This is a genomic window from Qipengyuania flavescens (genome assembly GCF_029688735.1).
Lineage (GTDB): Bacteria > Pseudomonadota > Alphaproteobacteria > Sphingomonadales > Sphingomonadaceae > Qipengyuania.
In genome coordinates this window covers 746,852-768,341 of the sequence record NZ_JARULD010000001.1, presented here as the reverse complement: position 1 = coordinate 768,341, position 21,490 = coordinate 746,852, and the positions used below count along the sequence as shown (strand labels likewise).

The following is a 21,490-nucleotide window of genomic DNA, read 5'->3' as shown; positions in this document are numbered from 1 at the left end:
CAACGCAAAAAAGCTGTGCGGCGTGATCGGGTTGCTCGGTGCGACCCGCATAGCTTGTTCTCGATCTATGTATGCCTAGAGTGGGCAAATGAACAATGATGAGATTTCCGCTTCGGGCTGGCGCTTTGCGATTGATCGCGGCGGTACTTTTACGGACGTCGTAGCGACGACGCCTGGCGGGAAGCTGGTGACTGACAAGCTGTTGTCCGAGAACCCCGGCTTCTATTCCGATGCAGCGAGCGAGGCCGTGCGGCGGCTGATGGCGGAGCACGGCGAGGGACCGATCGCGGAAGTCCGGATCGGCACGACGGTCGCCACCAATGCGCTGCTGGAGCGGAAGGGCGAGCGGCTCGCGCTCGCGATCACGCGCGGTTTCGGCGATGCCTTGCGCATCGGCACTCAGGCCCGGCCCGATATTTTCGCGCGGCACATCGTGCTGCCCGAACAATTGCCCGCGCAGGTCGTAGAGATCGAAGAGCGGGTGGCTGCGACTGGCGAAGTGCTGCTCTCTCTGGACGAGGCACAGGCACGCGCGCAATTCGCAGCGCTGCGCGCGGACGGTTTCGACGCCATCGCCATAGTGCTGATGCATGGCTGGCAGCACCGCGAGCATGAGGCGCGACTGGCCGCGATGGCTCGCGAGCTTGGCTTTGCGCAGGTCAGCGTCAGCCACGAGGTCGCGCCGCTGATCCGCCTGATCCCGCGCGGCGATACGACGGTGGTCGATGCCTATCTTTCGCCGGTGTTACAGCGCTATACCGACAACCTTCAGGCGAGCCTGCCCGAGACCCGTACTCTTCGCTTCATGCAATCGAACGGCGGACTGGCGGAAGTCGGCGCATTTCGCGGCAAGGACGCGATCCTTTCGGGTCCGGCCGGCGGCGTGGTCGGCATGGTCGCAGCAGGCGAGGCGCTGGGCCACGGCAAGCTGATCGGCTTCGACATGGGCGGGACCAGCACCGACGTCGCGCATTACGCGGGCGAGTACGAGCTGACCGGCGACAGCGTGGTCGCGGGCGTGCGTGTCGCCGCGCCGATGATGCAGATCCACACCGTCGCGGCGGGCGGCGGCTCGGTCTGCCAATTCGACGGAGCGCGCTTTCGCGTCGGGCCCGATAGCGCGGGCGCAGATCCCGGCCCCGCCTGCTATCGCAAGGGCGGCCCGCTGACGGTGACCGACTGCAACCTGTTCCTCGGGCGGATCGACCCGGTTTTCTTCCCGCGCGTCTTCGGTCCGCGCGGTGATGAACCGCTCGATCCCGCCGCATCGCGCGCACGCTTGGAGGAGGTGGCAGCCGTCATGCCGGAGCCGCAGCCGCTGGAGGACATCGCCGAGGGATTCCTCGCCATCGCGGTCGACAGCATGGCCAATGCCATCCGCAAGATCAGCGTCGCGCGCGGGCACGATGTAACCGCCTATGCGCTGGCCTGTTTCGGGGGAGCGGGCGGCCAGCACGCCTGCAAGGTCGCCGATGCGCTGGGCATGGAGACGGTGCTGGTCCACCCGCTCGCCGGTATCCTGTCCGCCTATGGCATCGGCCTCGCGCCGGTGAAAGCGATCCACGAGGTCAGCCTGGTGCGGCCATTGGTCGAGAGTTTCGATGCCGAACTCGCAGCGCTGCAAGACGAAGCGCGCGACGCGCTAGTGCAGCAGGGGATCGCACCGGACGCCATTGTGCTCGAAAGCCGCGCCCGGCTGCGCTTCGAAGGGAGCGACAGCCTGCTCGCGGTCGAGTGCGAGGATCGCGATGCAAGGGATACGGCCTTCCGCGCGCTGCACCGCCAGCGCTTCGGCTATTCCGATGCTTCGGCGCCGATCATCGTCGAAGCGCTCAGCGTCGAGGCTAGCGGCAATGCCGGTGGCCTCGGCGAAGCGCAGGCCGCTCCGGAGGCGGTCGGTGTCCAGGCTTCGGGGAGCTGGCGGACCATCGAACGCGCTTCGATGGGCGAAGGCGAGGCGGTCGAGGGTCCGGTGTTGATCATCGATCCCGGATCGACCACGGTGGTAGAGGACGGGTGGCGCGCACGCCTCGCCGAAGAAGGTAGCCTCGTCCTTACCCGCGCGCAGCCGATTGCGCGAGACCGGGCCGCTGGGACCGAGGCGGATCCGGTCCGGCTCGAAATCTTCAACAACCACTTCATGGCGATCGCCGAGGAAATGGGCGTCGTGCTGCAATCGACCGCGACCTCGGTCAATATCAAGGAGCGGCTCGATTTTTCCTGCGCGCTGTTCGACCGGCATGGTGCGTTGATCGCCAATGCGCCGCACATCCCGGTGCACCTCGGCAGCATGGGCGACAGTATCGCCCGGGTGATCGAGACGCGCGGCGACAAGCGCGACGGGCGCGGTTTCCGGCGCGGCGATGCCTATGTGCTGAACGATCCCTTCCGCGGCGGCACGCATCTGCCGGACATCACGGTGATCGTCCCCGTCTTCTACGATGAGGGTGGTGCCGAAGAACCGGACGCTTTCGTCGCCGCGCGCGGGCACCACTCCGATATCGGCGGAATTGCGCCGGGATCCATGCCGCCCGAGAGCCGCACCATCGAGCAGGAAGGCGTGCTGATCGACAATCTCCTGATGGTCGACGAAGGCGAATTCCGCGAGGCGGCAGTGCGCGCAGCACTGGCAGACGCAAAATACCCCGCGCGCAATCCGGACCGTAACCTGTCGGACCTGCGCGCGCAGCTCGCCGCCTGTACGCGCGGTGCCGAGCTATTGCACGCGGCAGCGAAGGATCACGGGGCCGAAATCCTGTCGGCCTACATGGGCCATGTCCTCGCCAACGCCGAAGAAAGCGTGCGGCGGCTGCTCGACCGGCTCGACGATGGCGAATTCGCCTATCCGATGGACAATGGCGCGGTGGTGAAGGTTGCCATCCGCATCGACCGCGAGGCGCGCTCCGCTGTGTTCGACTTCACCGGTACGAGCCCGCAACTGCCGAACAATTTCAACGCGCCGAAGTCGATCACCAGAGCAGCTGCGCTCTATGTCGTCCGCACGCTCATCGACGATGCCATCCCCATGAACGACGGTTGCCTGCGACCGGTCGAGCTGATCGTGCCCGATGGCTCGATGCTCAATCCGAGGCCGGGCGCAGCGGTGGTCGCAGGGAATGTGGAGACGAGCCAGGTCGTCACAGATGCGCTGTTTGCCGCAACAGGCCGCCTCGCGCCGAGCCAGGGGACGATGAACAACTTCACATTCGGCAACGAGCGGCACCAGTATTACGAGACCATCTGCGGCGGCTCCGGGGCGGGGCCGGATCACGACGGCACCAGCGCGGTGCAGACGCATATGACGAATTCGCGGCTCACCGATCCGGAAATTTTCGAAACGCGCCTGCCGGTGCGGCTGGAGCGATTCGCAATCCGTCACGGGTCGGGAGGCGAGGGCGCGCATAGCGGTGGCGACGGCGTCGAGCGCTGCGTCACGTTCCTCGAGCCGATCCGCGCGAATATCCTCGCCAATCGCAGGACGGTCGCGCCCAAGGGGATCTGCGGCGGCGGCGATGCAAAGCCGGGTGCAAACTGGGTGGACCGCGTGGATGGTACGCGCGAGTCGCTCGGAGCGACGGGAGCAGCCGAAATGCAGCCGGGCGACCGTTTCACGATTCTCACGCCGGGCGGCGGCGGGTGCGGAGCGGCGGCCGTTCCCGAACCGAGCGAGTAGCCCTAGCTGTTGGCCGCTCCCTTCAGCGGCAAGGTCGTTGCTTTGCCTGCACCGTTCATCGCGTCGGCAACCGGCTGCGGCAGCGCGATTTCGCCCACCCGGACACGGGCCGCGCTGAAGCCCAGCCGGACTTCGTAGTCGCCCGCTTCCACCTTGAAGCGCGCTTGCGCATCATAGTGCGCGAGAGCCTCGGCAGCGAGTTCGAAGGTCACCTGCGTGCTTTGGCCCGGTTCGAGCGCGATCCTCTGGAACCCGCGGAGAACGGCCTCTCGCGATGCGTCGAGACCGTCCAGCCTGCGAAGGTAGAGCTGCAGCATCTCTTCGCCGCGCCGCTCGCCGATATTGCGGAGGCGGGCGCTGGCAAGGATGCGATCGGCGCCCAGCTCGAGCGACAGATCGCCGAGCGTGAATTCGCCATACGACAAGCCGTGCCCGAAGGGCAGGCGGACCTCCCCGCTGCGCGTCCTGATCGTATAGGGCAGACGTGCGGACGGCTCGCTTTGTCCGCTCAGTATCTCGGCGATTGCATGACCCGACTGCGTGCCCAGCGTTCCGGCATGGAGAATGCAGGGCAGCGGCTCTCCGCCAATATCGGGATCGCAGGGCCGCGAACCGAGCGTGACGAGGACGGTTCTCGGATTGGCGGCGCGCAATGTCTCGAGCAGGACCGTCTGCGCTTCGCCCAGTGGCTCGCCCGGTTGCTCGCTGCCCTGCCCGAGAACCGCTATAACTGTGCCTGCGCGCCGCGCGGCTTCGCCGGCCATGCCTATGGCCATGCGATCGGCGTGGATCATCCGGTCGATGACCGACTGACCTTCGCGCAGGGCAAGGCCGGCCACGAACTTGTAGGCGATGCCGAGCGCTTCGAGACCATCGATGATGCTAGACGCATCGCCCCGGCTTCCGCCGAATGCAAGCGAACGGTCGCGAGCTGCGCTGCCGACCACGAGGACGTCTTCGCCACCGGGCGACAGCGGGAGCAGTCCGCCCTGGTTGCGGAGCAGAATGATCGACTTGCTCGCCAGATCGTGTGCCGGGTCGCCGGGGCCAGTGGCCCGTGCCGGTGCAGCGGGCGCCACATCCTCCGACGGACGGAACAGCCCGAGATCGAATTTCGCCGCGAGTACCCGGCGCACCGCTTCGTCGAGCTCGCTGGCACCGAGGCGCCCGTCCTCGACGGCTGCGACCAGGCGCTCTACCGACAGGCCGACGAAGGCCGGTCCCTCGGCGTGGTGTCCGGATTTCTCCGCCAGTTGCGCCCAATCGGCCAAGAGTATGCCATCGAACCCCCCGGCGCGGCGCAGGTTTTTCAAAGCGTCGTTCGCGATCCGGGAGACGTTGCGCCGGCCTTGGCCTATCATATCGAGACCGATGGTCGCGGGAGCAGCCTGTTCGACCGTCTTGAGAATGGCGCGAAATTGTTCGCGCTCTCGCAGGCTGCCTTCTCCGCGGCGCCCGGTCCTGTCGTTGAAGGCGAAATCGAGCGTGGCCAGAACCTGCCGCCGATACTCGCTGCGCTGCGCCTGCAACCCGCGTACGCGGCCAGCAGCGATCTGCTCTGCGAGCCAGGCGCTTTCGCCGAAAGACTGCTCGAAGCCGACATCGGTGAGATAATTTGTCGTCGCGACGACCGGTGAAAAGGCCCAGTTCAGGCCAAGTGCAAGGTATTCTTCGGCAAGCGCCTCTTCGGCGGCTGCTACTGCCTCGGGGTTCCAGCTGGCGGCCATACCGACCGGGGCGGGCAAGCGACCGGGCAGGACCTGCGCCGGGTCCGCTGCGAAGAAGAGCGGTATGCCGAGGCGCGTTTCCTCGATCGCAATCTGTTGCAACTGGTGGGTGCGCATGGCGCCGACCGGATCGATGAACCCGCTCACCAGCCCGCGCCGCAACTGGTCGATGCGCGTCGGATCGCTGCTCGCCGATCCATCCGGCAGGAGCACCAGTTGCCCCGCTTTTTCTTCCAGCGTCATGTAATCGAGCAGGTCCTCGACGAACCTGACGCGCTCGGGAGCGGGAGTGAAGGGCGTTTGCGACATTGCCCGCCGGTGATCGCGGGGAATGGTAAATATCCGGTTTGCAATTACCGCTTGCTGCGACAGGCCGTGCTTCGGCAGCGACCCTTCAGCAGCGATTTACAGATATAAAAATATCTTTATATCCATTGTAGGAATGCATACCGAAACCCTCTTCCGCGCGCTGGCCGACCCTACGCGCCTCAGGATCCTGCGGCTGCTGGGGTCGATGGAACTTGCCGTGGGGGAGGTGGCGCAGGTGCTCGGTCAGAGCCAGCCGCGGGTTTCGCGCCATATCGGCATTCTGTGCGACGCCGGTCTTGCCGAGCGGCGGCGGGAGGGGAGCTGGACGTTCGTCCGCGCTGGATCGGTGACGACTGCAGAGCCATCGCTTGCCGGAGGTGCCATCCGTTTGCTCGACGTTGCGGAACGTGCGGACAGCGAGTTCGCCGAACTATGCGCCTCCGATCGGCGCAAGCTAGCCGAAATCCGCGAAACCCGCGAAGCCGAGGCGCAGGCGTATTTCGCCCGCCACGCGCATGATTGGGATGAATTGCGCCGTCTGCACAGCTCGGACGAAGCGATCGAAAGCGCTCTGGACGCAGCCTTGGGCAGCGCCCCGCTCGGTCGTTTGCTCGATATCGGCACGGGAACCGGGCGCATGGCCGAAATCTTTGCCGAGCGCGCCGAGCATATCGTGGCGCTCGACAAGAGCCTTGCGATGTTACGCGTGGCGCGAGCGAAACTGCAGAATTTGCCTGCCCAGCGGGTCGAGCTCGTCCAGGGCGATTTCGGATCGCTCCCCTTTGCCGCGGCGAGCTTTGACACGGTGCTGTTCCATCAGGTCCTTCACTTCGCTCAGGCTCCGCGCGCTGCCCTGGCAGAGGCTGCGCGGGTCACGTCTGTGGGCGGCCGCATAGCGATCGTCGATTTCGCCGCCCACCAGCGCGAGGAGCTGCGTGAGCGCTACGCTCATGCCCGGCTCGGCTTCGGTGACGCGCAGATGCGCGGCCTGCTGCAAGACGCCGGCTTCGTTCCCGGCGAGACCGCCGCTCTGGAGGATGGCGAGCTGGTCGTGAAAATCTGGATCGCAGAGCGCGATGCCGAAGCAAGAAAGGCCGTATCGTGAGCCCAACCCTCAACCAGATGCGCGAAGCGCAGCGCGCGCTCGAGGCGCCGCTGTTCTCGGGGCTGCCCGGCGATATCGAGGTGAGCTTCGAATTCTTCCCGCCCAAGTCGGAGAAAATGGCGCAGACGCTGTGGCAGAGCGTGGAGACTCTTGCCCCGCTAGACCCGCGTTTCGTGTCGGTGACCTATGGCGCCGGTGGCTCTACCCGCGAGCGCACGCATGCAGCGGTGCGCCGTATCGTGAGCGAAACCGATATTCCCGCCGCTGCGCACCTCACCTGCGTTCAGGCGACCCGCGAGGAGGTGGACCAGGTCGCGCGCGAATATTGGGAAGAGGGCGTGCGGCATATCGTTGCCCTGCGCGGCGACGCCCCCGACGGTGGCGGCAGCTACGCCCCGCATCCCGGCGGCTACCAGAACGCCGCAGACCTGATCGCAGGCCTGAAGCAGATCGCTGATTTCGAAATTTCGGTCGCGGCCTATCCGGAAGTCCATCCGGATTCGCCCGATCGTCAGGCCGACCTCGACAATCTGAAGCGCAAGTTCGATGCTGGGGCGACCCGCGCGATCACGCAGTTCTTCTTCGATCCCGAGTGTTTCTTCGAATTCCGCGACAAGGCCGAAGCTGCCGGGATCGAGGGCGAGATCGTGCCGGGCGTCATGCCCGTGATGAGCTTCGCCGCCGTCCAGCGGATGAGCGGACTGTGCGGGACCGCCATACCCGATTGGATGGAGGGCCTGTTCGAAGGACTCGACGAACGGCCCGAAGCCCGCCAGCTGGTCAGCGCCACGATCGCTGCCGAAATGTGCCGCCGCCTCTATGCCGGCGGCGTGCGCCAGTTCCACTTCTATACTCTCAACCGCGCCGAGCTGAGCTACGCGATCTGCCACATGCTCGGCCTGCGACCGAAGGCCTGACATGTCCAAGCGCACCGAATTCGCCGAAGCCGCCACCCAGCGCATCCTGATCAAGGACGGCCCCTACGGCACCGAGATCCAGCGCGCCAGGCTAGCCCCGGAGGACTATGCGGGCGACACCGGCCTGACCGCCGACCAGAAGGGCAATAACGATCTCGTTAATTTGACGCAGCCGCAGGTGATCCGGACGATCTGCGACAGCTATATCGATGCCGGCGCGCATATCCTTGCCACCAACACCTTCAACGCCAATCGCATCAGCCAGGCGGATTACGACGCCGAGCATCTGGTGCACGAGATCAACGTCTCCGCCGCCCGGATCGTCCGCGAAGCGGTGGACGAGGCAACGGCGAAGGACGGCATCCCCCGTTTCGTTGCCGGTGCGATGGGGCCGACGAACAAGACGCTGTCGCTCTCGCCCGATGTCGAGGACCCGGGCTTTCGCGAGGTCACTTATGACGAAATCTTGGCCGTCTATGTCGAACAGGCGCGCGCCCTGATCGAGGGCGGGGCGGATTTCATCCTGATCGAGACCGTGTTCGACACGCTCAACTGCAAGGCCGCGATCATGGCGGTCAAGCAGCTGGAGCGCGAGCTCGGGCAGGACATCCCGATCATGATCTCGCTCACGCTGACCGATCTGTCGGGCCGCAATCTGTCGGGCCACACGGTCGAAGCCTTCTGGTACACGGTGCGCCACGCCAAGCCGTTGACGATGGGCCTCAACTGCAGCTTCGGAGCCGAGCAACTGCGCCCCCATGTCCAGATCCTGTCGGACATCGCGGACACCTATCTGATGGTCTATCCCAATGCGGGCCTGCCCAACGACCTCGGCGAATACGACGAACTGCCGGAAACCACCGCCGCGCTGACCAAGGTCTGGGCCGAGAATGGCCGTGTCAACGCGCTGGGCGGCTGCTGCGGCTCCACCCCCGCCCACATCGCCGCAATGGCTGCGGCTGTCGACGGCATCGCGCCACGCAAGCTGCCGACTGTCGAGCCGGACATGCGCCTCGCCGGCCTGGAACCCTTTACGATTGCTGCCTGACCCATGAGCGACCTTACCACCGCCCGCTTCGTCAATATCGGCGAACGCACGAATGTGACCGGCTCCGCCCGGTTCAAGAAACTGATCCTGGCGGACGATTACGATGCCGCCGTCGAAGTCGCTCGTCAGCAGGTCGAGAACGGCGCGCAGGTGATCGACGTCAATATGGACGAGGGCCTGCTCGACGCCGAGAAGGCGATGACCACCTTCCTCAAGCTGATCGCCGCGGAACCCGATATCGCGCGCGTGCCGGTAATGGTCGACAGTTCCAAATGGGATGTGATCGAGGCCGGTATCAAATGCGTATCCGGCAAGCCGATCGTCAATTCGATCAGCATGAAGGAAGGCGAAGACCAGTTCCTCGAGCAGGCACGCAAATGCATGGACTATGGCGCCGCCCTAGTGGTCATGGCCTTCGACGAGACCGGCCAGGCCGATACGAAGGACCGCAAGGTCGAAATCTGCACCCGCGCCTACGAACTGCTGACGGGCATCGGTTTTCCGGCAGAGGACATCATCTTCGATCCCAATATCTTCGCCGTGGCGACGGGGATCGAGGAGCACGACCGTTACGGCCTCGACTTCATCGAAGCGGTGGCCGAGATCAAGGCGGCCTGTCCGCACGCCAAGACCAGCGGCGGCCTCTCCAACCTCTCCTTCAGTTTCCGGGGCAACGAGACCGTACGCCGCGCGATGCACTCGGTGTTCCTGTATCACGCGATTCCCGCCGGGCTGGACATGGCGATCGTCAATGCCGGGCAGCTCGACGTCTACGACCAGATCGACCCGACCCTGCGCGAGGCCTGCGAGGACGTGATCCTGATGCGGCGCCCGGATGCTACCGAGCGGCTGATCGACCTTGCCGAAAGCTACAAGGGAAAGAGCGCCGCCGACGAAAAGGCGGCCGAGGAATGGCGCGGCTGGGAGGTGAAAAAGCGGCTGGAGCACGCGCTGGTGAAGGGCATCGATGCGCATGTCGTTGCCGATACAGAGGAGGCCCGCGAGCTGGTTGCAGCGTCCGGCGGTCGCCCGATCGAAGTGATCGAAGGCCCGTTGATGGACGGCATGAATGTGGTCGGCGACCTGTTCGGCAGCGGCAAGATGTTCCTGCCGCAAGTCGTGAAATCGGCCCGCGTGATGAAGAAAGCCGTCGCCCACCTCATTCCGTTTATCGAGGCAGAGAAGGACCTGCTCCCCGAGGCCGAGCGCAAGGCCAAGGGCAAGATTGTGATGGCGACCGTGAAGGGCGACGTCCACGATATCGGCAAGAACATCGTCGGCGTGGTGCTGCAGTGTAACGGCTACGACGTGATCGACCTGGGCGTGATGGTCCCCTGGTCGAAAATCCTCGAGACGGCGCGCGAGGAAAAAGCCGACATGATCGGGCTGTCCGGGCTCATCACGCCCTCGCTCGACGAGATGGTGACAGTGGCCGAAGAGATGCAGACGGCGGGCATGGACATGCCGCTGCTGATCGGCGGGGCCACGACCAGCAAGGTGCACACCGCCCTGCGGATCGATCCGGCCTATGAGGGGCCGGTGATCCACGTGCTCGACGCGAGCCGCGCGGTCGGCGTCGCCAGCCGCCTGTTGTCGGACACGCAGCGCGACGAATTCGTCGAGACCACGGCCAGCGAATATGGCCATGTCCGCGATGCCCGGGCGGGGAAGGGGCAGAGCGTGCTGCTGAGCCTGGAGGACGCCCGCGCCAATTATTACGATGCCTTCCTGTCGGACAAGGCCGCCCCGCCGCTCAAGCCCGGGGTGCATGTGTTCGACGACTGGTCGCTCGCCGATCTGCGCGACTATATCGACTGGACTCCGTTCTTCCGCGCTTGGGAGTTGCACGGCAACTACCCGGCGATCCTGGAGGATGAGGTCGTGGGCGAAACGGCGACGCAGCTGTTCGCCGACGCCAATGCCATGCTCGACCGGATCGTGGAGGAGAAATGGCTCACCGCGAAGGGTGTGGCCGGCTTCTGGCCCTGCGCACGAGACGGCGACGACATAACGCTGCATCTCGACGACCGCGACGATGTGATGCTGCCGTTCCTGCGCCAGCAGGTGAAGAAGAGCCGCGACCGGGCGAATATGTGCCTCGCCGATTTCATCGATCCGGCGGGCGACTGGCTGGGCGGCTTCGCAGTCGGCATTCACGGGATCGACGAGCATTCGAAGCGCTTCCTGGAGGACAAGGACGATTATTCGGACATCCTTCTGAAAGCGCTGGCCGACCGCTTCGCCGAAGCCTTCGCCGAACGCCTGCACCAGCACGTCCGCACCGACCTTTGGGGCTATGCGCCTCACGAGCAGCTGACCAACGAGGCGCTGATCAAGGAAGAGTATCGGGGCATCCGGCCCGCCCCGGGCTATCCGGCCTGCCCCGATCACAGCCTCAAGCCCATCCTGTTCGACCTGCTCGACGTGCCTGGTAACGCCGGCCTGACGCTGACCGAGAATTTCGCCATGTGGCCGACGGCGGCGGTCAGCGGATTCTACTTCGGTCACCCGGAAGCGCAGTACTTCGGCGTCGCCCGGATCGGGCGCGACCAGCTGGAAGACTATGCGCAGCGGCGCGGGGTCGATATGGCGACCGCCGAACGATGGCTGAGGCCCAATCTCGATTGAGCACCCTGCCGAAGGGGAGGCTGGTTTGGATCGGCGGCGGCATTCTGCTGCTCGCCTTCGGGGCGCTGTTGTTCCTGGCCCTCTACGATACGCGACTTATCTCTCGCCTCTGGTTCCTCCCCGGGATCGGTGTGATTGGCGCAATCATCGCCAATACGTCAGGTACTGGCGGCGGGGTGGTCTTCGTGCCGGTCTTCAATGCCCTGCGCGAATGGCAGGTAATGGACCTTCAGCCACTACAAGTGGTGGGGGTTTCCATGTGTATTCAGAGTTTCGGCATGACGATGGGGGCCCTGCGCTGGACCGACCGATTGTATCACCAGCCGCAACCCGATCCCTTGCATGCCCAGGTACGTCCGAGGGATTTCTTCACCGTGGCCGGGGCGGTCCTGGCGCTGTCGCTGCCTGCCATGCTTGCAACCCAGCGCCTGACGGCTTTCGACCAGCACGCAGTCTTGATGGGCTACAAGACTTTTTCCATACTGCTCGGCATTGCGTTGATCGCCTCGACCTGGACGGTCAATCTGGAGCGTGCGGAAAAGTCTCGGCTCGAACGTCTCGACCTCGCTGTCTTGCTGATGCTCGCAATACCGGGTGGCATGCTGACGGCTTTGTTCTCCGTCGGCATCGGCGAACTTGTCGCGCTATACCTGTTCATCCGGCATTACCCAGTCCTGCTCTGCACAGGTGCAGCCTGCCTGATCTCCTCGGTCAGCGTCATCGTAGGCGCTCTCTGGCATGTCGAGGCGGGCACGATTCAGTGGGAGGTGGTACTGCTGGCCGGGCCTGCGGCGGCACTGGGTGGGTTCCTTGCGCGACCGATTGCACTCTGGCTTGGGGCGAGGCGCCTCAAGACGCTCGACGGCAGTTGGATCGTCCTGTCCGCGCTTTACCTGCTATGGCTCAATTGGAGCTGATCGACATGATTTAGCTCGTCGCGGCAACTACGGGACAGGCGTGCTCACGCTCTCTCCGGCACTGGATGCTTGCGGCGACGATCTCTTCGCGGACAGTGTACGCCGTGACGGCCATGCGGTCGAAGAGTATGGCTTGCGCTCCGGCCTGTGGATCGCGGAGGACGACAGCGAAGGCCTCGTCTACTTCGCCACCGCCTTGCCCGATCGCACATCGCCGGACGAAGGTGGTTTCGCGGCCGAGGAAATCGACATGGTCCGCCGGGCGATCGAGGCCGGGGAATAAGGCTTTTCGCGATTGACGCTGCGCGGGGATTGCCGCAGTGCAACAGGCGTCGGCTGCGGGAGCGATTCTGTAGCGGGCGCGCACGGGAGAGCGTGCGGGGCGGCGTCCCCGTACCGCCGAAGGAGCAACCGCCCCGGAAACTCTCAGGCCACCGGACCGTGCGGGCCATCGACACTCTGGAAAGCGCCGGTCGCCATCGCGGCCAGCCACCGAAGGGGTAAGCACGCCCATCCGCGTGTCAGTCTCTCAGGTTTCCCGACAGAGGGGGCATGGGTTGTTTTCCCGCGCCGGGATCGGCGCGCCCATGCTTTGAAGGACGGGACTTGAGCGAGACTGAAGAAAACGAACAGCAGGAAACCGGCACGCTGCCGCTCGATGCATGGCATCGCGGCAAGGGCGCTCGCATGGTCGAGTTCGCCGGATACTGGATGCCGATCCAGTACAACAAGGAAACCGGCGGCGGGATCGTCGCCGAACACGACTGGACGCGGAGCAACGCCGGGCTGTTCGATGTCAGCCACATGGGCCAGCTGATGGTGACCGGCGAGAAGGCTGCGGAAGAGCTGGAAAAGCTGCTTCCCGGCGCGATCGCCACGCTGAAGCCGGGCCGGGTCCGCTACTCGCTGCTCCTCAACGACGAGGGCGGGATCCTCGACGATCTGATGGTCACCAATGCCACCCCGTGGATCGAGGGCGACGAGGACGCCGGCACTGAAGGCCATTGGGGCGAGCCCGCCTATTACATCGTCGTCAACGGCGCGATGAAATGGGACGATATCGCCCATTTGCGCGAGCATCTCGATGACGATGTCACGCTGACCCACATGGACGATTACGCTCTGGTCGCGCTGCAGGGGCCCAATGCCGCAACTGCGCTCAACCGCATCATGCGCGGCGTGCCCGAACAGCTCGTCTTCATGCAATCTCTCGAGCACGATTTCGGCGAATGGCCGCTGCGGATCACCCGGGCGGGCTACACCGGCGAGGACGGGTTCGAGATTTCGGTCCCTGCCGAATTCGCGGAATCGCTGTGCGACCGCCTGTGCGCGGAAATCGAAGTGCGTCCCGCAGGCCTCGGCGCGCGGGACAGCCTTCGCCTCGAGGCGGGCCTGCCGCTCTACGGCCACGACATGACCGACACGGTCGATCCCGTCAGTGCCGATCTCGCCTTCGCGCTCACCAAGAAGCGCCGCGAGACCGGCGGCTGGATGGGCTTCGAGGCGGTGAAGACGCTGATGGAGTCCGGCCCGAAGGAACGCCGCGTGGGCCTTGCCCTCGAAGGGCGCCTGCCGGCCCGCGAAGGTGCGGAAATCTACGCGGGCGACGACAAGGTCGGCCGCGTCACCAGCGGCGGCTTTTCGCCCACGCTCGGCCACCCGATTGCCATGGGCTATGTCGATGTCGCTCACGCCGATGCGGGAACCGATCTGGAGATCATGGTTCGTAACAAGAGACTTGCGGCGAAGGTGGTGACGCTCCCCTTCGTCTCCCACAACTATTACCGAGGGAGCTGACCCGATGGCCCGTTACTTCACCGAAGAGCATGAATGGATCGACGTGGAGGGCGACAGCGCCACCGTCGGCATTACCGATTATGCACAGAACCAGCTGGGCGATATCGTCTTCGTCGAATTGCCCGAAGTCGGCAGCGTGATCGACAAGGGCAAGGATGCCGCCGTGGTGGAAAGCGTCAAGGCCGCCAGCGACGTCTACGCCCCGATCAGCGGCGAAGTGATGGAATCGAACGAGGCGCTGGAGGAAGACCCGGCGCTGGTGAACACTTCGCCTGAGGAAACCGGCTGGTTCTTCAAGATGACCATCGGCGACAAGAGCGAGCTCGAAGGCCTGATGGACGCGAAGGCCTACAAGAGCTTCTGCGACAGTCTCTAATAGCCTTCCCGGCTTTCGCCGGGACGACGGGAACATGAAATGCGCTACCTACCCCTGACCGATACCGACCGTTCGGCGATGCTCGCCAAGATCGGCGCGAGCGATATCGACGCCCTGTTCGTCGACGTGCCGGAAGAGGCGCAGCTGAGCGGCCCGATTGAGGGGCTGCCGATGCACGCCAGCGAGATGGCGGTCGAAAAGCACATGCGGCGGCTCAGCAAGAAGAACCTCGCGGCGGCAGATGCGGCGTTCTTCCTCGGGGCGGGCGCTTACAAGCATCACGTCCCCGCCAGCGTCGATCACATCATCCAGCGCGGCGAGTTCCTCACCGCCTATACGCCCTACCAGCCGGAAATCGCGCAGGGCACGCTGCAGATGCTGTTCGAATTCCAGACGCAGGTCGCACGGCTCTATGGCTGCGCGGTCGCCAATGCATCGATGTACGATGGCTCGACCGCCTGCTGGGAAGCGGTCGCCATGGCCAGCCGCATCGCCCGCGGCAAGAAACGCAAGGTCGTGCTCTCGGGCGCGCTCCATCCGCATTACGCCGAGGTGGTGCGGACGATGGCCAAATTCACCGATGACGAAATCGCCGGCGCTCCGCCCAGCCTGACGGCCAAGCCCGATGACGACGGCCTGATTGCGCGGATCGATGGAGATACGAGCTGCGTCGTGCTGCAATATCCGGACATCCTCGGCCGCCTCCCCGACATCGCGAAGATTGCCGAGGCGGCGCATGAACAGGGCGCATTGGTGATCGCGGTCAATACCGAGCCCGTGGCGCTCGGGGCGGTGAAATCGCCCGGCGAAATGGGCGCGGATATCGTCATCGGGGAGGGCCAGTCGATCGGCGTCGGCCTGCAGTTCGGCGGGCCGTATCTCGGCCTTTTCGCCGTGCGCGACGAAAAGCATGTCCGCATGATGCCCGGTCGCCTGTGCGGGGAGACTGTCGATGCCGAGGGCAAGCGCGGCTTCGTGCTGACGCTGTCGACGCGCGAGCAGCACATCCGCCGCGAAAAGGCGACCTCGAACATCTGCACCAATTCGGGCCTCTGCGCGCTGGCGTTCAGCGTTCACATGACGCTGCTCGGCGAAAAGGGATTGCGGCAGCTCGCGATGGAGAACCACCGCCTCGCCTGCATCGCCGCCGACCGGCTGGCCAAGGTACCCGGCGTCGAAGTCCTGAACGAGGCATTCTTCAACGAATTTACCGTTCTGCTGGATGGCGACGCGCGCCAGATCGTGCGCAAGCTGACCAAGCAGGATGTCCTGGCGGGCGTATCGCTCGGCCGCCTGTTCCCCGGCAACGACGCACTTGCCAACGGACTTCTGGTCGCAGTGACCGAAACCACCACGGAGGAGGACATCGAAATCCTTGCCTCCGCGCTCGAGGAGGTGCTGGCATGAACGCGCCAACGAAAACTCCGAACGCATCGGGCTGGAAGCCCGGCACCCCGGTCGAGGGCGACAACGCGATGGGCGGTCCCGATACCGCAACCGGCAACCGCGCGCTGATGCTCGAAGAGCCGCTGCTGTTCGAGATCGGCCATAGCGAGACCACCGGCGTCGATTTCGATTTCGCTGCCAAGCTGGACCTTGCCGGAGTGGAGCAGCCGAGCCCGCCGACGCCTGCGCCGGCCGGCCGCCTCGGTGATTTCGAGCGGAGCGAACCGATCGGGCTCGTCGGTCTGACCGAGCCGGAAACCGTGCGTCACTACACGCGCCTCAGCCGCCAGAACTATGCCATCGATCTCGGCCTGTTCCCGCTTGGCAGCTGCACGATGAAGCACAATCCGCGGCTCAACGAGAAGGTCGCGCGCATGCCCGGCTTTGCCGATGTCCATCCGCTGCAGCCGGTCGATACGGTGCGCGGCGCGCTGGAGGTGATCAACGAGCTAGCCTTCTGGCTCATCCACCTCACCGGCATGCACGGAGTGGCGATGAGCCCCAAGGCCGGCGCACATGGCGAGCTGTGCGGCATCCTCTGCATCCGCGCCGCACTCGAAGCGCGCGGCGATGCACGCAAGGTCATCCTCGTGCCCGAAAGCGCGCATGGCACCAATCCCGCCACCGCCGCCTTCGCCGGTTACGAGATCGAGGACATTCCGGCCAATTCGGACGGCCGCGTCGATCTCGATGCGCTCAAGAGCCGCCTCGGCCCGGACGTGGCTGGCGTGATGATCACCAATCCCTCGACCCTCGGCCTATTCGAGCGCGACCTGAAGGCGATTTCGGACGCGGTCCACGAAGCAGGCGGTTTCGTCTATTGCGACGGGGCGAACTTCAACGCCATCGTCGGCAAGGTCCGCCCCGGCGATCTCGGCGTCGATGCGATGCACATCAATCTGCACAAGACCTTCTCCACCCCGCATGGCGGCGGCGGCCCCGGCTCCGGCCCGGTCGTGTTTTCCGAGGCGCTCAGCCCCTTCGCACCGCTGCCCTACACCTCGCGGACAAAGGACGGCGTCGTCCACCTCGTCGAGGAAGAGGATGCCGACAGCTTCTCCAAAGAACATTTCGGCGGGCGCATGCGGCACTTCGGGCGCATGACCGCGTTCCACGGCCAGATGGGCATGTTCACCCGCGCGCTGTCCTATATCCTCAGCCACGGGGCGGACGGTTTGCGGCAGGTGGCCGAGGATGCCGTGCTCAACGCGAATTACATTCTGCGCAGCCTGGAAGACGTGCTCGACGCGCCCTTCGCCCACAGCGGGCCCTGCATGCACGAGGCGCTGTTCAGCGACAAAGGCTTTGCCGATGGGCTGTCGACGCTCGATCTTGCCAAGGGGTTGATCGACGAAGGCTATCATCCGATGACCATGTACTTCCCGCTGGTCGTACATGGAGCCATGCTGGTCGAGCCGACCGAGACGGAAAGCAAGGCGGCGCTGGACCAGTTCATCCTGGCTCTGCGCAGCGTGGCGGAACGGGCCAAGGCTGGCGACGAGACGCTCAAGACTGCGCCCTTCTATGCCCCGCGGCGGCGCCTCGACGAAACGCAGGCTGCGAGGAAGCCGGTGCTTGCCTACAAGGATCAAAGCGCTCCAGCCGGAACGCCGGTCCCCAGCGAGGTCGGCGCACGCTAGTCGCGGGTGTCGGTTTTCGGTTCCACGGTGATGGTGATCTGGCTGAGCGAGATCACCGCCACCCAGAACCCGATCACGGACAGCGCACTGGCACCGAGAACGGTGAAAGCCGCGCCCTTCAGGCCGTTCCAGTCCATCGCCACCTGCAGCAGCGACAGGCCGATGATCGTTGGCACCGCGCGCATGACGAAGGCGGTGCCGGCGCGTCCGGCGCTGACCAGTAGCGATTCCAGGCTGGCACCGACCAGCTCGATCGCCCCGGCAATGGCGAGGATGACCATCGCCCAGTAGACGACGCGGAATTCGGGCCCGGCGATCAGGACCAGTCCGGGCCGCCCGAGGAAGATCGCCACCAGCACGGCCAGCGCGCCGCCGACGAGCGCGATATTGGCCATGCGGCGCGCCATGTCATGGGCATTGTCGCGGGCATGCACCAGCTCGGGATAGATCGCCTTGGAGACGGTCTGCGCCAGGCTCACCAAGGCCTGGCCGAGCTGGCTGGCGACGCGGAAGCCACCGGCGAACGCCTCGCCGCCGATCGCACCGACCAGCAGGATGAGAACCTGTTTGGAGCCGACATTAAGGCTGCCGGTAAGATTGGTCGACCAGACGAATTTCCACGCCCCGGCATGCTCGCACGGGAGCCGGAACAGGCTGATTTGCGAGAAGTCGATGCGTTCGGTCCGGCCGGCAGCGAACCAGAGCGCGGCAGCGACGCAGACTTCGGCCGCGGCCCAGGCGAGGATGAAGCCGGTGACGGTCGGCATGAAGATCGCGGCGAGGATTGCGCCCAATGCGCGGATTATAGGCTGTACCGCCTCGGCTGCCGTCGCCCGCCCGTATTCGAACCGCAGTCGCAACAGCCCCGTCGGTGTGGTGCGGATGGCCAGCAGCGAGACCATGCAAAAGCCGAAGGCGAGCCACAGCAAGTCGGGCGGCAGGGGTAGCCAGAATTGCGCCGACCAGCACAGTGCGGCGGCGAGCACAGTCCCGAGCACGATGGACAGGATGTCGAGCGCGATGGCGAAACCGGTCGCTTCCGCAGGGCCGTCCTCGCCCGCGCCCCAGCGCACGACGAATTGCCAGGTCTGAAAGTTGGCGATGCCCGTGACCGTCTGCCCGAGCGCGACGATGAGCGCGAAATATCCGAACCCGTCGAGGCCCAGCGTCCGCGTCGCGATCGCCAGATAAACGAGGCTCAGCACGGCATTGACGCCGCGGCCGCTGAGCAGCCAGCCGATATTGCGGAGAAGCCGTTTCATCCCTCAGGTGTCGCAGCCTCAGGCGGCGGAGACGTTCCGCTTGGCCAGCAGGCGTTCGGTAACTTCTAAGCTGCGCCCCTCATCGACATCGATTGCACAATGACCATTGCTCATTTCGATCGGCACCAAATTGAAGCCGAAACGTCGCGAGACTTGCGCGAACAGTTTCTCCTTCGTTCCCCAACCGAGGAAGAAGCGGATCAGGTTCACCACGCCGAAAGCCTTGGCGATGCGGCTGGGAAATTTCATGAATTGCCCGCCGCCGCGCATGATCTCCGCCGCGCCGAGAGCCTGCTCGCTGCCGATCCAATAGGTGTTGCAGTTGGAATAGCCGCCGTCGGAAAACTCGTAAAATTTCTTCTGGCCTACCGGGTCGGCTGCGATGACCCCTTCCTTTCGCGCCAGGGCAGCGGCGGCGCCTGCCTGATTGGCGATCGCCTTGTCGATGAATTCGGCATAGTCGTGCGGCAGCCACAGGCAGTTGTCTGCCGTGGTGATCATGATCGGATAGCTCGCGCCCTCCGCGCCCGAGAAGACGCTGTCGACGAGGTTGAACGCGCCGGGGCGGAACACCAGTCGGCCCTCGTCCATCAGCGCCTTGATCGACGGGATCGCCGCGATCTCGTCCGGTTCATGCGCCACAACGCGGATTTCCCCGATGCGATCGCAGGCAGCGACATTAGCGATCACCCGCTCGATCATCGGCATGCCGCCGACCGGCACGACGCATTTTTGGGCGACACCGGCACGCTCGGCCAGCGGGTCGAGAACGCCGGAGCGCTTGCCGGCCATAACGAGGGCGGTGATCTTTGCGTGTGTCTGCGTAGCCATGGGCGCGCATTTAGGCCCGAAGTGCGGGGTTGTCACCTTGCAGCGCAGCGGGCAGCGAGTGCGCCATGCGGATTATCTTCAGTCGCAAGGGCTTCGACAGCGCATCGGGCGGGGGACCTTCGCCGATCGTCGATGGGCGGCCGATCAGCCTGCCGATCCCGGCGGGACGAGCCTCGCGCACGAGCTATGGCGATCTCGGGCTGGGAGACTTGGCGCATGCGGCCAGCCGGGGCCAACATGATGCCGAAGACCTCTGCCATCACGATCCGATGTTCACCGAAGAGGGCATTTGCCTCTTCGGCCAGGTCGGCGCAGCGCAAACGCATCTCGCCAATCGCGGGGTCGGGGTCGGCGACGTTTTCCTGTTCTTCGGCCTGTTCCGCGCCGACGGCGGCGATCCGCATCACCGCATCTTCGGCTATCTCGAGGTCGAGGAGGTGATCGCACTGGCGGAGAGGGTGCCGGAGTGGCTCGTCGAACACCGGCACCCGCATGCGCTGGCGATGCACGGCAAGAACGACACGATCTACGCCGGGCCCGGCAGCCTCGCCAATCGCGCCAGCGATGCCCTGCGGCTGACCGTGCCCGAAGGGCCACCGAGCCTGTGGGGCCGCCCTGACTGGCTACGCAAGGGCGGCCTCAGCTACCACGACCGCGCCGACCGCTGGCTGCGTGGCGGCAGACTGCGAAGTGTAGCACGCGGTCAGGAATTCGTCGCCGATATCGGCAAACGCACCAAGCCGCGCGACTGGCTGGCGCGGATAATCGCCGAGATCAGAGCGTTGTGATGACCGAGGAGAAGTCGAGCGCGCCGTGCTCTTCGGCCAGCTTCTCGTAAATCTCCGCCGCTTTCGCACCGAGCACGGTAGTGGCGTCGACATCCTGCGCCGCATCCATTGCCAGCCGCAGGTCCTTGAGCATGAGCGCGGTAGCGAAGCCGCCCTTGTAATCATTGTCCGCCGGGCTCTCGACGCCAACCCCGGGCATCGGGGTGTAAGCATTGAGCGACCAGCAATAGCCCGAGGACTGGCTGGAAATCTCGTAGAATTTTTGCGGATCGAGGCCGAGCTTTTCGGCCATCTTCATCGCTTCGGCGGTCCCGATCATCGAGATGGCGAGCAGCATGTTGTTGCAGATCTTGGCGGTCTGGCCCGCACCCGCATCGCCCGCGTGGATGACGGCTTTGCCCATCGCCTGCAGCACCTCTTCGGCGCGTCCGAATGCCTTCTCGGTCCCGCCGACCATGAAGGTAAGCGTTCCACCGTTAGCCGCCGCGATCCCGCCCGAGACGGGCGCGTCGACCATGTCGTATCCGGCAGCTTCGGCCGCGGCGATGACTTCCTTCGCGGTGGCGACATCGATGGTCGAGCAGTCGAGCAAGACCGCGCCCGCCGGAGCCTTGCCGATCACGCTGCTTTCATAGACCGACTTCACGATCCCGCCATTGGGCAGCATGGTCACAACCGCTTCGGCGTCCTGCACCGCTTCACCCGCATCGGTGAAAGTTGCGCAGCCATTCTGCTTGGCGGTAGCAAGCGCCTCTTCGCTGAGGTCGAAGGCATTCACCTCGTGACCCGCCTTAACGAGGTTCGCGGCCATTCCGCCGCCCATATTGCCAAGGCCGATGAAGGTGATTTTCATTTCTCGTTCCTCTTTAGCTTCTCATCCACTTTCCCAACGCAGCCGCAGCGAAAATGAATGGCAGATTGAATAGGGTTAACCTTAGCAAGGCTCCGGGAAGATGAGGGCTGTCCCAAGGGTAGACCGGGCTTAAAGCCGTGCTGACGCTGATAGACACTACAAGGCCAATCGAC

The 21,490-nt window shown here is 64.9% G+C and carries 16 protein-coding genes and 1 riboswitch; of the genes, 12 read left to right on the top strand and 4 right to left on the bottom strand.

The window, feature by feature from the left end; all coding sequences use genetic code 11:
• The first annotated feature begins 88 nt into the window (after positions 1-88).
• Positions 89-3,673: a hydantoinase B/oxoprolinase family protein gene (locus P8R33_RS03735; protein WP_278327643.1), complete on the top strand. Its 3,585-nt coding sequence runs from the start codon at positions 89-91 to the stop codon at positions 3,671-3,673.
• Between the two features lie 2 nt (positions 3,674-3,675).
• On the opposite strand, the gene P8R33_RS03730 is transcribed toward P8R33_RS03735, so the two are convergent.
• Positions 3,676-5,709, bottom strand: coding sequence for a glycoside hydrolase family 3 C-terminal domain-containing protein (locus P8R33_RS03730; protein ID WP_278327642.1), 2,034 nt, complete (start codon positions 5,707-5,709; stop codon positions 3,676-3,678).
• Positions 5,710-5,842: 133 nt separating this feature from the next.
• On the opposite strand from P8R33_RS03730, the gene P8R33_RS03725 reads away from it, so the two are divergent.
• The 10 genes from P8R33_RS03725 (at position 5,843) to gcvPB (ending at position 17,583) form a co-directional block, all read left to right on the top strand.
• A complete protein-coding gene (locus P8R33_RS03725; RefSeq protein ID WP_278327641.1) occupies positions 5,843-6,814 on the top strand; it encodes an ArsR/SmtB family transcription factor in 972 nt (323 codons plus the stop codon).
• A 17-nt stretch (positions 6,815-6,831) separates the two neighbouring features.
• Complete coding sequence (gene metF / locus P8R33_RS03720; RefSeq protein ID WP_422785440.1) at positions 6,832-7,731, top strand: methylenetetrahydrofolate reductase; 900 nt, start codon at positions 6,832-6,834, stop codon at positions 7,729-7,731.
• Position 7,732: 1 nt separating this feature from the next.
• Positions 7,733-8,779, top strand: coding sequence for a homocysteine S-methyltransferase family protein (locus P8R33_RS03715; protein WP_278327639.1), 1,047 nt, complete (start codon positions 7,733-7,735; stop codon positions 8,777-8,779).
• A 3-nt stretch (positions 8,780-8,782) separates the two neighbouring features.
• The gene (gene metH / locus P8R33_RS03710) at positions 8,783-11,407 is read left to right on the top strand and encodes a methionine synthase (protein WP_278327638.1); all 2,625 of its coding nucleotides are present in this window, start codon (positions 8,783-8,785) and stop codon (positions 11,405-11,407) included.
• Positions 11,404-12,324 carry a sulfite exporter TauE/SafE family protein gene (locus tag P8R33_RS03705; RefSeq protein WP_278327637.1) on the top strand — a complete coding sequence of 307 codons (921 nt, stop codon included), beginning with the start codon at positions 11,404-11,406 and terminating at the stop codon, positions 12,322-12,324. The genes metH and P8R33_RS03705 overlap by 4 nt, the downstream gene beginning before the upstream one ends.
• 40 nt (positions 12,325-12,364) lie before the next feature.
• Entirely contained in the window at positions 12,365-12,607 is a 243-nt protein-coding gene (locus P8R33_RS03700) for a hypothetical protein (RefSeq protein WP_278327636.1), read from the top strand.
• A 73-nt stretch (positions 12,608-12,680) separates the two neighbouring features.
• Positions 12,681-12,776, top strand: a riboswitch (glycine riboswitch).
• Positions 12,777-12,930: 154 nt separating this feature from the next.
• On the top strand, positions 12,931-14,121 hold the full coding sequence (gene gcvT, locus P8R33_RS03695; protein WP_278327635.1) for a glycine cleavage system aminomethyltransferase GcvT: 1,191 nt from the start codon (positions 12,931-12,933) through the stop codon (positions 14,119-14,121).
• Positions 14,122-14,125: 4 nt separating this feature from the next.
• Positions 14,126-14,497: a glycine cleavage system protein GcvH gene (gene gcvH, locus P8R33_RS03690; protein WP_278327634.1), complete on the top strand. Its 372-nt coding sequence runs from the start codon at positions 14,126-14,128 to the stop codon at positions 14,495-14,497.
• Positions 14,498-14,536: 39 nt separating this feature from the next.
• On the top strand, positions 14,537-15,904 hold the full coding sequence (gene gcvPA / locus P8R33_RS03685) for an aminomethyl-transferring glycine dehydrogenase subunit GcvPA (RefSeq protein WP_278327633.1): 1,368 nt from the start codon (positions 14,537-14,539) through the stop codon (positions 15,902-15,904).
• The gene (gene gcvPB / locus P8R33_RS03680) at positions 15,901-17,583 is read left to right on the top strand and encodes an aminomethyl-transferring glycine dehydrogenase subunit GcvPB (protein WP_278327632.1); all 1,683 of its coding nucleotides are present in this window, start codon (positions 15,901-15,903) and stop codon (positions 17,581-17,583) included. Before gcvPA ends, gcvPB begins: the two co-directional genes overlap by 4 nt.
• On the opposite strand, the gene P8R33_RS03675 is transcribed toward gcvPB, so the two are convergent.
• Both P8R33_RS03675 and P8R33_RS03670 read right to left on the bottom strand, forming a co-directional pair.
• Complete coding sequence (locus tag P8R33_RS03675) at positions 17,580-18,845, bottom strand: lipopolysaccharide biosynthesis protein (protein ID WP_278327631.1); 1,266 nt, start codon at positions 18,843-18,845, stop codon at positions 17,580-17,582. The genes gcvPB and P8R33_RS03675 overlap by 4 nt on opposite strands.
• Positions 18,846-18,863: 18 nt before the next feature.
• A complete protein-coding gene (locus P8R33_RS03670) occupies positions 18,864-19,676 on the bottom strand; it encodes an NTP transferase domain-containing protein (protein WP_278327630.1) in 813 nt (270 codons plus the stop codon).
• A 65-nt stretch (positions 19,677-19,741) separates the two neighbouring features.
• On the opposite strand from P8R33_RS03670, the gene P8R33_RS03665 reads away from it, so the two are divergent.
• Positions 19,742-20,464 (top strand): Nmad3 family putative nucleotide modification protein, encoded by a 723-nt coding sequence (locus P8R33_RS03665; protein ID WP_278327629.1) that lies wholly within the window; start codon positions 19,742-19,744, stop codon positions 20,462-20,464.
• Here P8R33_RS03665 and mmsB read toward each other — a convergent pair.
• Complete coding sequence (mmsB, locus tag P8R33_RS03660) at positions 20,451-21,317, bottom strand: 3-hydroxyisobutyrate dehydrogenase (RefSeq protein ID WP_278327628.1); 867 nt, start codon at positions 21,315-21,317, stop codon at positions 20,451-20,453. The genes P8R33_RS03665 and mmsB overlap by 14 nt on opposite strands.
• Positions 21,318-21,490: the final 173 nt, after the last annotated feature.